Consider the following 13,829-nt stretch of genomic DNA (forward strand, 5'->3'; position numbering starts at 1 on the left):
TAACAACAAAAACAACCAAAATAAACTAGAAAAAAGACTATGTGTGGAATCGTTGGAATATTCCGCTCGGCAACGCCAGAAGGGGTTTGCCAGAGCAACAGTGAACAGGAACAGACGCCAGCGCTGCGCGAAAAGGCGCTGAGAATGAGTCAGAAGATACGTCACCGCGGACCCGATTGGAGCGGCATCTACTGTGGCGGTTCGGCCATCTTGGCCCACGAGCGTCTGAGCATCGTCGATCCCGAGAGTGGCGGTCAACCGCTCTTCTCGCCCGACCGCAAGCAGGTGCTGGCCGTCAACGGCGAGATATACAACCATCAGGAGATTCGTCGCCGCTATGCGGGCCAGTACGAGTTTCAGACGGGTAGCGACTGCGAGGTGATCCTGGCGCTCTACCGCGAAAAGGGCATCGACTTCCTGGAAGACCTGAGTGGCATCTTCGCCTTTGCGCTCTACGACGAGGAGAAGGATGCGTTCCTCATTGCCCGCGATCCCATTGGCGTGATTCCTCTTTATATCGGTTACGATGCCGACGGCACCGTGTATGTGGCCTCAGAGCTGAAAGCCCTCGAGGGCCAGTGCGAGCGCTACGAGCCTTTCCTGCCCGGCCACTACTACTGGAGCTGTGACCCTGGCATGAAGCGCTACTACCAGCGCGACTGGTTCGACTATGACGCAGTGAAGGACAATGGCGCCAGCGTAGAGGCTATCCACGATGCACTCGAGAGTGCTGTGAAGCGCCAGCTGATGAGCGATGTACCCTACGGCGTGCTGCTCTCGGGCGGACTCGACTCAAGCGTCATCTCGGCCATCGCTGAGAAGTTTGCTGCCCACCGCATCGAGGACAACTCGCAGACCAAGGCCTACTGGCCCCGCCTGCACTCGTTTGCCGTAGGACTGAAGGGCGCCCCCGACCTGGCTAAGGCGAAGATGGTGGCCGACCACATCGGCACCGTACACCACGAGATCAACTACACCATACAGGAAGGCCTCGATGCCATCCGCGACGTCATCTACTTCATCGAGACCTACGACGTCACCACCGTACGCGCCTCTACACCTATGTATCTCTTGGCACGCGTCATCAAGTCGATGGGCATCAAGATGGTGCTCAGTGGCGAGGGCGCCGACGAGATCTTTGGTGGCTACCTCTACTTCCACAAAGCGCCCAACGCCAAGGAGTTTCACGAGGAGACTGTTCGTAAGCTCTCCAAGTTGCACCTCTACGACTGTCTGCGTGCCAACAAGAGTCTCTCGGCCTGGGGCGTAGAGGGCCGTGTGCCCTTCCTCGACAAGGAGTTCCTCGATGTGGCCATGCGCACCAACCCCGAGGCCAAGATGTGTCCAGGCTCGGTTGTTGAAAAAAAGATTGTCCGCGAAGCCTTTGCCGACATGTTGCCCGAAGCGGTGGTCTGGCGCCAGAAAGAGCAGTTCAGCGATGGTGTGGGCTATTCGTGGATTGACACGCTGAAGGCCGTCACCGCTGCTGCCGTGAGCGACGAGCAGATGGCGCACGCCGCCGAGCGATTCCCCATCAACCCTCCCAAGAACAAGGAGGAGTACTACTATCGCTCCATCTTCGCCGAGCACTTCCCCAGCGACTCTGCTGCACTTAGCGTGCCCAGCGAGGCTTCCGTAGCCTGTTCTACGGCCAAAGCCCTGGAGTGGGACGAGGCTTTCAAAAACATGAACGACCCCTCGGGTCGTGCCGTTAAAGGCGTGCATGAGCAGGCCTATTAACGGAATGTCCACACATTGCAAAGGCGTGCATGAGCAGGCCTATTAACGGAATGTCCTCACATTGCAAAGGCGTGCATGAACAAGCATATTGATATTCACTTTTTATAGGTTTTATTATTGCTACGGCGGCAGAGGCTTGTGAAAAGCATCTGCCGCCATTTGCTTTCTCTCATAGTCAATCGTTACGCTCGCTAACGGGCATTGACAGGAAGGCTGCATGCTTTTCCTTGTGCTCGTAACTCACTGCTTTTTGCGCAACAAAAGGGGCGGAATGGTGATGCTATATGAGCCCAAAAGAGGGGGAATATGGCAGCTTTCAGAATGTAATACGGGAAGTATGGGATTTATTCTAGACTCTGGAATGAACGATTCTAGAGTCTGGAAGAGGGGAATCTAGACTCTGGAATGGAGCGGTCTAGACTTTAGATCTGGGTGTTCTAGAGTCTAGAACGGATGCAAAAGTGGCACTATTGCATGGTAAAAGTGGCACTATTGGGAGATCATACGGGCACTATTAGGGCACTAAAGTGATGTTTGGGGATGGTCCTTGCGACATTATGACTGGCCGCCAGACTTCAGTTGTTGAAGATACTCGGACGGCGAACAGCCTTTGTGCTTCTTGAAGTAGCGCGAGAGGTGGGCCTGCGACGAGAAGCCCAGGCGCTGGGCAATGTCTTTGAGGGGACGATGGGTGGAGGTGAGCAGCGAGGTGATCTCGCTGATGATGCGCTCGTCGATGATGGCTTTGGGCGAGCGGTTGGCGGTGCGACGCGTCACCTGCCCCAGGTAGCGGGCGCTGACATTAAGCTGTTCGGCATAGAAAGCCACGTCGGCATAGCGGTGGAAGTAGCGCTCGACGGTGGCTAGGAACTGATTGTAGAGTTCGTCGCTGCGGGTGTTGCCCTCGGCATAGTCGGCAGGCAGCGTACGGAGATAGGTCTGAGCATGGAGCATGGCGTCTGCCTCTGTTTCGCCCAGACTGAGATAGTAGGCCAGGGCCGAGGCCAACTGGTTGGCATGTCCGTGACGACGAGGGCCAGGGGGCAGGTCGGAAGGCGAGAGGATGATGGTGCACAGGGGCATCAGCAGGCGCTGGATGACCTCATAGACACGCGGCAGCACCAGCAGTTCGCCCTTGGCCGAATGCAGCACTGGGGCGTAGATGACGTGCTGGGGGCGGTATTTGCTCAGCACGCCGGCCAGCACTTCTACCACGTCTGTGCGGCGCAGCAGACCGATCTTGACGATTTGAGGCTGAAGGTCATTGACGATGGCCTCTACCTGCTGCTGAACGACAGCTGCGGGCAGGTCGTAGAACTCCTGAATACCCAGCGTGTTCTGCACCGTGATCGACGTGATGACTGATGCCGCCTTGCCTCCCAGCGCATGTATCAGCTGAATGTCGGCCTGTACGCCCGACCAGCCAGTGCCGTCGCTACCGGTGATGGTCAGTATGGTCTGTCTGTTGTTCATCTCATTTTCCTTTTCTTGGTTAAAATGAAAAGTGCCGCAAAGTTTCCCTTGCAGCACTCCATGCTTCTTGAGCTTTTGTACCCAGACCCGGGGTCGAACCGGGACGGGTTGCCCCACTGGTGTTTGAGACCAGCGCGTCTACCGATTCCGCCATCTGGGCTCTTAAAGCGGGTGCAAAGATACAACATTTTTTTCATTCCCGCAAAATATTCTGAAAAAATCTGCATTTTACTTGGTGCTATCATGATTATTTCGTATCTTAGCACCCAGGAATCATAAACTTTCTAATCTGATGTATGGAAAAAAACAGCAATAATTATTGTGTCATCTTAGCAGGAGGCCGCGGCAAGCGCCTATGGCCATCGAGTAGGACCGACCGTCCGAAGCAGTTTATCGACTTTTTTGGCACCGGAAAAACACTCTTACAGACCACCTTCGACCGCATGGCAGCCCTACTGCCGAAAGAGAATATCTACGTATGTACGTGCAGGGAGTTTGACACGCTGGTGCACGAGCAGCTGGGCGAGCTGGACGATGAACACATACTCTATGAACCCGTGAACCGCAACACGGCGCCTGCCGTGGCGTGGGCTGGCGTCACCATCCACCGACGTTGTCCGGAGGCACGCATCGTGGTGGTGCCTGCCGACCAGATCATCTTCAACGAAGAAGCTTTCTGCAAGGACATCACCGACGGACTGGAGTTTGCCGCCGGCAAGGACTTCATACTGACCATGGGCATCAAGCCGTCGCGCCCCGAACCGGGCTACGGCTATATTCAGATGGGCGACCACACGCTGAAGGACAACATCTACAAGGTGCAGTCGTTCACCGAGAAGCCCGAACGCGAGTTTGCTCAGATGTTTATGGACAGTGGTGAGTTTCTGTGGAACACGGGTATCTACATAGCCGACGTGAACCACCTGCGCAAGTTTTTCATCGAAGTGATCAAAGACCTGCCCCACCGCCTGGCCGACCTGCTGGAAATGCAGTCGAAAGAGGAGGTCGATGCCTACGTGAACATGCACTATCCGGCCTATCCCAACCTGTCGATGGACAAGGCCGCACTGGAAATGTCTGAGGATGTGTTTGTGATGTGCTGCAGCTTCGGTTGGGCCGACATCGGAACGTGGCACGCCATCTACGAATGTATGCAGAAACAGGAGAATGACAACGTGGTCATCGACTCGGAGGTCATTCTCGAAGAGTGCAAGGACAACATCATCAAGTTGCCCAAAGGGCATATCGGCGTGATCAACGGACTGGAAGGCTACATCGTGGCCGAGCAGGGCGACGTACTGCTGATATGCAAAAAGAGCGACTCATCGTCGCTCATTCGCAAGTATGTCAACGAGGTTGGCATACGCTATGGTGAAGAATATGTTTAGAAGTTCTTTCTAATCTCCTCTGCAATATGCTGCATCTCTTCTTCCGAGAGGTGCAGTTTTTCTTTGCGGAAGTCCACATCGGCCTCGGTGTTCATGGGGATGAGGTGGATATGTGCGTGGGGCACTTCAAGACCCAGCACCACCTGAGCCACCTTCTTGCAGGGGAATGCCTTCTTCAGGGCAGCGGCCACGCGCTTGGCAAACACCTGATACTCGGCCAGTTCATCGTCGTCCATGTCGAAGATGTAGTCCACCTCGCGACGTGGAATGACCAGTGTGTGGCCCTTAGCCACCGGACTAATGTCGAGGAAAGCATAGAACTTCTCGTTCTCGGCACACTTGTAGCTGGGAATCTCGCCAGCAGCAATCTTACTGAATATATCCATATTCCTTATTTATATATATAAGATAAAAAAAAAAGAAATGAGGGATATGACGACTCTCAGCATTGATTCAACGCAAATAAAATCTAATCATATCTCTCAGTTCTCAACTCTCAGTTCTCAACTCACAGTTTATCCGATTGTGATTTTCTCGATGCGCAGTCTGATGGTACCACGTGGAATCTGCACCTCTACCTCGTCGCCCACCTTGTGGTTCAGCAGTCCCTGCGCGATAGGCGTGGTGATAGAGATCTTGCCTTCCTTCAGGTTGGCCTCGCTCTCGCTCACGATGGTATAGGTCATGCGGGCCTTGTTGGCCAGGTTGGTCATCTCCACCTTCGACAGGATCTGCACTGAGTCGGTGCTCAGACGAGAGGTGTCCACAATCTTAGCCTCGGTGATGGCCTGCTTCAACTGGTTAATTTTCGACTCCAGATGAGCCTGAGCCTCCTTGGCGGCTTCATACTCACTGTTCTCACTCAGGTCGCCCTTGTCGCGTGCTTCAGCGATGGCGGCCGATGCCTTAGGGCGCTCAACACCCTCCAAACGTTTTAACTCGGCTATGAGCTTATCATAGCCCTCTTGTGACATGTATGACATATTTACAATTTTTGGTTCATTAATATAGAAAAATCAAAAAACAAAGAATCCCGACTATCTCGTAAAGTCGGAATCCTCGTTATCTCTAATTTTCTTCTTTTACCTTTTCTTATTCGCAGGCAAAGTTAGGCATTTTTCCCGAATCCGCCAAATTTTTTTAGCACAAAGTTTTTTTGGTCCGACGGGGGCGTTTGGAAAATATCGTGTCAAGCAAGGCCACTATTTGGTCAAAAGCACCTCTGAAGAATGCATTAACAGGAGAAAAGACGTTGAAAACGGATTAAATTTTGTAATTTTGGACCCATGTATAATCAAAATTCACCAATATTATGTTAATACAAAACCAGCGTCAGCAAAATTTTAACCAGTTAGAAATCAGTCTATTACAATTTGTATAATTCAAAAACCACTTATACAAATCGGTTTCTCCATAGAAAATAGGAAGAAAATGCCGAACTTTGCCGGAGAAAAAGTTAGTAATAGTTTTAGTTAGGTTTTTATTGTTAGAATGAAGAAAATTGTTTCTTTGTTGACGCTGTTGGTCGGCTGCGTGGTGCAGCTGGCCGCAGCAGTAGAAAGTCCCAATCCGCAGGCAGACCCAGAGGCCATCGTCACCTCGGGCCGTGCACGATTCACTGTGTTGACACCCGAGATGATTCGCATCCAGTTCAGCAGCACTTCAAAATTTGAAGACCGTGCTACCTTTGCAGTCATCAATCGTCGTCTTGCGGTACCAAAATATACCACCCGCGAAGAGGGTGGCTATCTCTACATCGAGACCGACAAGCTCACCCTGCGCTACAAGGTGGGCTCGGCTATCAATCCCGCGATGAAGTCGCCCAACAATCTCAGCATCACCATGAAGGTGAACGGCGTGAACGTGACCTGGTATCCTGGCAAAGAGGATGCGCTTAACCTAAAAGGTACGCGTAGAACACTGGACGGCGGCAGCGGCGACAACTACCGCAACGACCTGGAAGACGGTATCATCTCGCGCGGCGGATGGGCCATCATCGACGAGTCGCCCCGCACCACACGCGGCGACGGCTCCACCACCTTTGCCTTCGACAAGCAGGTGGACGGCATCGACTGGGTGGCAAAACCCGTAGATGCCAATGCCTACGACTGGTACTTCATGGGCTATGGTCACGACTATAAGAAGGCCATCGGCGACTATATCAAAATTGCCGGCCGACAGCCGCTCCCACCAATCTATGCGCTGGGCTACTGGTACAGCAAGTATCAGCGCTATACACAGTCTGACTTTCTCAGTCTGGTCAACGAGATCCAGAAGAACAAGATACCCATCGACGTGATGATCATGGACATGGACTGGCACCTGGACGGATGGACCGGATGGACCTGGAACAAGGATATCATCCCCAACCCCACAGGACTGATCCGCTGGATGCACGACCAGGGACTGAAGGTATCACTGAACCTGCACCCCGCCGATGGCGTGGCCAGCTATGAGGAGCACTTCTCGGAGATGAGAGACGACATGGGACTGAGCACCAGTGTGGACCGAATCCCCTGGGAACTGGAAGACTCTACGTTCTATCGCGCCATGTTCGACCGCATCATTCGTGACCGCGAGAAACAAGGTGTTGACTTCTGGTGGCTTGACTGGCAACAGAACCTGACCAGCGATGCCACCCCCGGACTGAGCGAGACCTTCTGGTGTAACCACGTGTTCTTCAACGACATGCGTCTGAACCGCAAAGACCGTCGCCCCATGATCTTCCACCGTTGGGGCGGCATGGGTAGCCACCGCTATCCCATCGGCTTCTCGGGCGACACCTATGGCACCTACGGTTCGCTGACCTTCCAGCCCTACTTCACCGCCACCGCCTCGAATGTATGCTTCGGCTACTGGGGCCACGACATTGGCGGTCATCTGCAGATTGGCGAGACCAACCCCGAACTGATGCTGCGCTGGCTGCAGTTTGGTGTATTCAGCCCCATCTTCCGCACCCACGGAGCCAGTCAGGCAGGCAACGAGCGCCGCATCTGGAAGTACGACAACTTCCCCTTGCTGCTGGAGTGCGTGAACCTGCGCTACGAGCTGATGCCCTATATCTATACAGCGGCCCGTCAGGCCTACGACACCGGTATCTCTATCTGTCGCCCACTGTACTACGAGTGGCCCGAGGAGAACGAGTCCTATCGTCAGGAAGGCGAATATATGTTTGGCGACGACATCCTGGTATCGCCCGTCACCACTGCAGCAGAAGATGCTGAGAAGACGTTCCGCCGCACATGGCTCCCCAAGGGCACATGGTACGACGTGTGTCGCCACCGCCTCATCGAAGGCGAGCAGACCATCAGCGACTTCTATGCCATGAACGAGATACCTTATTTCATCAAGGCTGGTGCCATCATCCCTTGCAATCCCCACATGGACAACCTGAAGACGCAGGCCGAGGAACTGGTGCTGAAGGTAGTGCCTGGTGCTGAAGGCAGTACCGTGCTCTACGAGGACGAGGGCGACACGCAGGGCTATATGGAGGATGCCTATACGAACACCACCATCACCCAGACCATGGGCACGGACCGTCGCATCGTGAGCATCAGTCCGCGCGAAGGCGCCTACAAGGGCATGATCGAGGCACGCAAATACACCGTGATGTTCCTGGGCGAGACAATGCCCGACTGTGTGAAGGTTGACGGACAGGTGGTTGACACCTGGACCTTCGACGAGACGACCGGAACAGTCACCGTCACCATCGACAAGCGCGACTGCAACCAGCCGGTAAACATCGACGTGCAGCACTGGACCGAGCAGATACAGGACGCCACCACACGCAACATGCAGAGCGAGCGCTTCTTCGACATGCAGGGTCGCGAACTGGCACGCCCCGAGATCGGTCATCCCTACATCGTACGTCGCACCTGGAGCGATGGCAACATTACAACGCAGAAAGTTATCCAATAAGCAAGGACCCCTATGAAGAAGATACAAACCATCCTACTGCTCATCACGTTACTACTGCCCGCAAGCCTGGCAGCACAAGGCTTCACCGCCCTTTGGGCCACAGGAAGTGCCGTGCCCAACGATACGCAACAACTGGCAAAACTGCCCAACGGCAACTTTGCTTTCAAAGGTGCGCTGAACGTGGGCGAGGTGAAAGTGATGACCACCGAGACCTACCAGGAGGGTGTCACCCAGTTTCTGAAACCTCAGTTGACAGACTCATACCTGATCAACAAGGGCCTCAACTATGTCACCACCAAGGATGCCAGCCAGCCCGGATGGGTGGTGTCGTTTCAGGAAGACTACTATCATTTTGTGATCACGCCCAACGACAAGAAGTTGCAGGGCGAACTCTTCTTGCCTTGGAACGAGTTGCTGATAGCTGGTAGCGCTTTTCGCAACGGTGCCGACAACACTGAATGGAAACGAGACAACATGCTGCCCTTTGTGCGCGACCATGAGGACCCCTACCTCTTTACATGGGAAGGTGAGCTGGGCATCTATAATAATGTGGTGGAACCCGGTTACTTCAAACTGGAAGGTCAGATGACCTGGGGACCACGCGAACTTCACCCCTATCAGCATGGTGAAGACATCCTGGATGCCCAACAGGTGTGCATCGGGGGTAATGACAACAAGTGGAAGGTGACCAAGAACGGCAGATACCGCATCACCGTGAACCTCTACAGCGAGACCATCCACGCAGAACTGCTACCTGCCAGCAGTTATCAGACACAGGAGGTGCTGGGCATCAGCACAACAGAAGGTGAGGCAGGCACACCGGCATCGGTCTATGACCTGAACGGCATGAAACGAGCGTCGCTCGGTCCGGGACTGAACATCATACGTAGAACTGACGGACGAATCATTAAAGTCGCGAAAAGAAAAATATAATAAATAGTATTAAGTAATAATGAGTAAACTGATAGCAACATTGCTTATCACCCTTTTGTGGGCTGCCGATATGGCAGCCCAATCGGGTATCTATGTGGGTGGTCATATCAGACGTGAGCGCCCTAACACCGTAACTAAACTAAAAAACTCTGGTTTCACGTATGCCATCCTGTTTAATGTCAACGTAGAAACCGACGGTACACTAACCACCGACGGCGAGACCATCTGTAAGGATGGCGTCTATGTCTTTGCCAACCAACAGCCTCACTACGTGGAGGATGTGGAGGCCCTGAAGACCTGGCCCACAGGCATCCAGCGCCTGGAGATTTGTATTGGCGGTTGGGGCAACGAGTCGTATTATCGCATCAAGGATCTGATCAACGCTCAAGGCACTGGCTCAAACACCATTCTCTACAAGAACTTCAAGGCTCTGAAAGAGGCTCTTCCCTGGGTTGAGGCCGTCAACAACGACGATGAACACTGCTATGATGTCGCCACCGCTGTGAAGTTCCACACCATGATGTACGACCTGGGCTACAAGACCACCGTGGCTCCCTATATGAACAAGTCGTTCTGGCAGAGCCTTGTGTCACAGCTGAACAACAAGCGTGCCGGTGCATGCGACTGTGTGCTGATTCAGTGCTATGGCGGCGGTACGAACAACAACCCAAGCGATTGGCACCTGGGCAATATCCCCTTGCATGCCGGTCGTGAGAACTACCAGGATGGCTCAAGCCTGGACATCTGCATAGAGAAGATGCAGTCTTGGCACGACAACAACAACGTGACGGGCGGTTTCCTCTGGGTGTATAATGATGAAACCTGGAACCTGAACAAATGGGCCTCGTCCATCAACCGTGTGTTCCCTCCAAAGCAGGAAGAAGAGCCCGTGGTCACGGTCTTCAGCCGAAACAACTATGCTGGTTATGCCGTTAGTCTGGCACCTGGCACCTATTGCGCCGGTGAGCTGTCTAACCACGGCATCGGCATGAAGGAGATTATGTCTATGAAATTGGCCGAAGGCTATCGACTGACTGCCTATCAGGAGGCCGACCTGACCGGCACCAGCAACAGCTGGACTGGCGGTGATTACTCACGTTTGGCAGCCTGGACACTGCGTATCAGTTCGCTGAAAATCGAAAAGATAGACGACACCGAAGGTATCAAGACCGTGAGCCAAGCAAGCAAGGACGATACGGTCTTCAACCTGCAAGGACAACCCGTACAGCAGCCTCAACACAAAGGCATCTACGTGAAAGACCAACATAAATTCGTAGTGAGATAAAAGCAATAATATAACCAAACTAAATAACCAAAACGTAATAATGATTAAGCACAAAATTACAACTGCTATGGCTCTGCTCATGGGCCTTTCTTTGCAAGCAGCAACAGTATCTGTCAACCAAGCACGCCAGCAGGCTCGTCAGTTCTTGAGCGAGCGCGGCATCAACCTTTCGGAAAAGACACCCGCCAAAGCTCCACGTCTGGGGCAAGGCACTGCCGACGAGGCTTCCTATTATATCTTCAATGCCGACGCTAACCGTGGCTTTGTGATCATCTCAGGCGACGACCGCACACCGTCTGTGCTCGGTTATACCGACCAGGGACATTTCGATGCCGACAATATGCCCGAAGGATTGAAATGGCTGTTGAACAGCTATGAGTCACAGATCAATGCCATTGGCACGACTACCGTTAAAAGGGCGCCTGCCAAGGCTGGCGACGCCAAACCTATGGCGCAGCCTGCCAAGCACAACATTGCGCCACTGATGACCACCACCTGGAACCAAGGCAGTCCCTACAACGACCTCTGTCCCAGATATATCAGGGAAGACGGCACCGAAGGCGACCGCAGTGCTACGGGTTGTGTGGCTACAGCCATTGCTCAGGTTATCAACTACTATCGTCAGCCTGAGGCGCTGTTGCGCACCATTCCAAACTATACGGTAGATTACAAAACCACCAGCGGCACGCGCACCGTTACCATTCAGGGCATCAAGAAGGGTGCCGTGATCGACTGGGACAACATGCTCGACAACTATAACGGCAGCGAGACGCAAGCTCAGAAGACCGCCATTGCTCAGCTGATGCTCTATGTGGGCGTGGGCTGCAAGATGGGCTACGGTCCTTCATCGGGCGCTGGTTTCCCCGAAGGTGTCAAGACACTGATCAACAACTTCGGCTTTGACGACGGTGCTCACATCGAGAACCGCAGCAATCACAGCATCGACAGTTGGAACAACCTGCTCTACAACGAGCTGGCCACGGGCCATCCCATTGCCTTTGCAGCTTCCAACTCGGGCGGTGCACACGCTTTCGTGCTCGACGGCTACGACATTCAGGGTCTCTATCACGTGAACTGGGGCTGGGGAAGTCTTGACGACGGCTACTTCCGCATCGACGTGATGGCTCCCGACAACAACAGCGGTATCGGTGCTAGCGCTACCCCCGACGGCTACAACATGGGACAGGATGCTATCATCGGCCTGCGTCTGTCCGACAATATCGTTGCTCCACGCGAGCAGCCTAAACTGACTGTCAACGACTGGGAACTACGTGACGGCAATAAGTTCTTTGCCAACTACGTCAACTGGTCGGGCACAAGTGGCCAGTGGGACATGGGTATTGGCTATATCAACGAAGCTGGCAAGCTCATACCTATTGCCAGCCAGACGAACAGGGAACTCGGCGCAAACTACTATTTTGGTTTGGAGTTCCAGATTACCAATCTGCAGCCAGGCACCTATCACCTAGTGCCCATCAGCAAACGCAGCGCCAGCTCTGATTGGCAGACGCACGTGAACCCTGCCATCCGCTATATCCTGGCAGAGGTTGACGGTGAAAACAACATCACACTCAGCATGCATCCCGTTGAGGACGTCACCGTGACGGGCATCACCTTCCCCGGCAACCATAAGGTCAACGAGAACCAGCCCATCAGCGTGAACTTCAAGAACAATGCCGACGAGTACTATCGCGAAATTCATATCTTAGTCAGCCAGACCGAAGATAAAGGTACTAGCATCGGACGCACGGCTGTCACCATGACCGAAGGCGGTGAGACCACCAGCTCGTTCATCTTCAAACCCGAGAAGACCGGCACATGGAACATCTGGCTCTCTACAGACAACCGCGGCAACAACGTCATTGCACACGCCACCGTTGACATCACCGAAGAGGGTATCACCCGCAATCGCAACCTGCGCTATGTTTCACACACCATCAACAACAAAAGCAGCAACACCGTTTATGGCGACCGCATGCAGGGCACGGTAACCGTTCGCAACAATGCTAACGAGACTTACGACGACAACATCCGCCTCTGGCTGTTCAAACTGGAAAGCAATGGCTATTTCTATGGTGCCAACAGCATCATGGTGCCTGCACACATTGAACCAGGCGAGACTGCCGAGCTGAGTTTCAACTTCGACAACCTTGCCTTAGGTGCTAAATACAATATGAGCATTATCTATGGCGACAGCCAGGGTGGAGACATCAACGATGGTGGTTTGAAGGACATGGGTACCACTCAGAAAGGTGTTATGTACTGGACCATCGACAACGAGTTGAAGGGAACTGCTGGAAAGGCAACCTACACCATTCCTTCCGAAGCCGTGGCTGTGGATATGACCAGCATCAACAGCCTCATCAGATCGGTGCGTCCTAACAACAACCCCAACACACTCTACTTCCTGACTAAGGAGACCAAGGGTCTGGAGAACGCCAATACCATCATCAACGGCGAGGCTGCGCGCATCACCCTGATTGACGGCAAGAACTTCATGTCGCCCAAGCGCTTCAAAGCTAAGGAGATTAATTATAAGCGTCCTGCCAACACCGCAAAATGGGAGACCATCACCCTGCCTTTCGAAGTTTCTCAGCTTCCTTCGCACACCGTTGTGAAGGCATTCGACCGCGAGGAAGACGGCATTGCCCACTTCGAGGCTGTAGAGAAGATGGAAGCTGGTGTGCCTCACATCTTCTACACAACAAAACAGGACACAATTACGTTTTATAGTAAAGACGCCACCGTGCTGAACTCTGCATCGGTCATGAAGGCCATGACCGACAACTACCAGTTTGTTGGTACTACAAACGCTAGCAACACAGGCGCAGATGCAATGGTTATCAACGAAGCTGGCACTGCCTTTGTTCATGCCGAGGCTGCCACATCGGTAGATGCTTTCCGTGCATGGCTCGTTGCGCCCACAGAGGCTGAGGACATCGTCATCGGCATGGAAGAGGTGCTAGGCATCACCACCACCCCACGCCAGCAGTCTTCTGACGTCATCTACGACCTGCAGGGCCGCCGCTCTTCGGGCAAGCAGAAAGGAATCTACATTCTTAACAATAAAAAATATATCAAACACTAAAAAA

The 13,829-nt window shown here is 53.4% G+C and carries 9 protein-coding genes and 1 tRNA gene; 6 read left to right on the plus strand and 4 right to left on the minus strand.

Features of this window, described 5'->3' with window-relative positions; genetic code table 11:
- Positions 1–39 precede the first annotated feature (39 nt).
- Positions 40–1,740, plus strand: a complete 1,701-nt coding sequence (gene asnB, locus T496_RS0110520; RefSeq protein ID WP_027450721.1) for an asparagine synthase B — start codon at positions 40–42, stop codon at positions 1,738–1,740.
- A 555-nt stretch (positions 1,741–2,295) separates the two neighbouring features.
- Here the strand turns inward: asnB and T496_RS13975 are convergent.
- Both T496_RS13975 and T496_RS0110530 read right to left on the minus strand, forming a co-directional pair.
- Complete coding sequence (locus T496_RS13975; RefSeq protein WP_044111101.1) at positions 2,296–3,213, minus strand: bifunctional hydroxymethylpyrimidine kinase/phosphomethylpyrimidine kinase; 918 nt, start codon at positions 3,211–3,213, stop codon at positions 2,296–2,298.
- Positions 3,214–3,291: 78 nt separating this feature from the next.
- Positions 3,292–3,373, minus strand: a tRNA-Leu gene (locus T496_RS0110530).
- 136 nt (positions 3,374–3,509) lie between these two features.
- On the opposite strand from T496_RS0110530, the gene T496_RS0110535 reads away from it, so the two are divergent.
- Positions 3,510–4,601, plus strand: a complete 1,092-nt coding sequence (locus T496_RS0110535; protein ID WP_027450722.1) for a mannose-1-phosphate guanylyltransferase — start codon at positions 3,510–3,512, stop codon at positions 4,599–4,601.
- On the opposite strand, the gene T496_RS0110540 is transcribed toward T496_RS0110535, so the two are convergent.
- A complete protein-coding gene (locus tag T496_RS0110540) occupies positions 4,598–4,987 on the minus strand; it encodes an HIT family protein (protein ID WP_027450723.1) in 390 nt (129 codons plus the stop codon). The genes T496_RS0110535 and T496_RS0110540 overlap by 4 nt on opposite strands.
- A gap of 129 nt (positions 4,988–5,116) precedes the next feature.
- Positions 5,117–5,584 carry a transcription elongation factor GreA gene (greA, locus tag T496_RS0110545; protein ID WP_027450724.1) on the minus strand — a complete coding sequence of 156 codons (468 nt, stop codon included), beginning with the start codon at positions 5,582–5,584 and terminating at the stop codon, positions 5,117–5,119.
- A 508-nt stretch (positions 5,585–6,092) separates the two neighbouring features.
- Between greA and T496_RS13980 the strand changes: the two genes are divergently transcribed.
- Genes T496_RS13980 through T496_RS0110565 form a run of 4 tightly spaced genes read left to right on the plus strand, consistent with a single transcriptional unit; the run spans position 6,093 to position 13,825 of the window.
- Positions 6,093–8,519 (plus strand): glycoside hydrolase family 31 protein, encoded by a 2,427-nt coding sequence (locus tag T496_RS13980; RefSeq protein ID WP_081783622.1) that lies wholly within the window; start codon positions 6,093–6,095, stop codon positions 8,517–8,519.
- Positions 8,520–8,531: 12 nt separating this feature from the next.
- Entirely contained in the window at positions 8,532–9,452 is a 921-nt protein-coding gene (locus T496_RS0110555; protein ID WP_027450725.1) for a SusF/SusE family outer membrane protein, read from the plus strand.
- A 19-nt stretch (positions 9,453–9,471) separates the two neighbouring features.
- The gene (locus tag T496_RS0110560) at positions 9,472–10,737 is read left to right on the plus strand and encodes a hypothetical protein (RefSeq protein WP_155808866.1); all 1,266 of its coding nucleotides are present in this window, start codon (positions 9,472–9,474) and stop codon (positions 10,735–10,737) included.
- 40 nt (positions 10,738–10,777) lie between these two features.
- On the plus strand, positions 10,778–13,825 hold the full coding sequence (locus T496_RS0110565) for a C10 family peptidase (RefSeq protein ID WP_081783623.1): 3,048 nt from the start codon (positions 10,778–10,780) through the stop codon (positions 13,823–13,825).
- The last annotated feature ends 4 nt before the right edge of the window (positions 13,826–13,829 follow it).

This window comes from Xylanibacter brevis P6B11 (assembly GCF_000621825.1).
GTDB lineage: Bacteria > Bacteroidota > Bacteroidia > Bacteroidales > Bacteroidaceae > Prevotella > Prevotella brevis.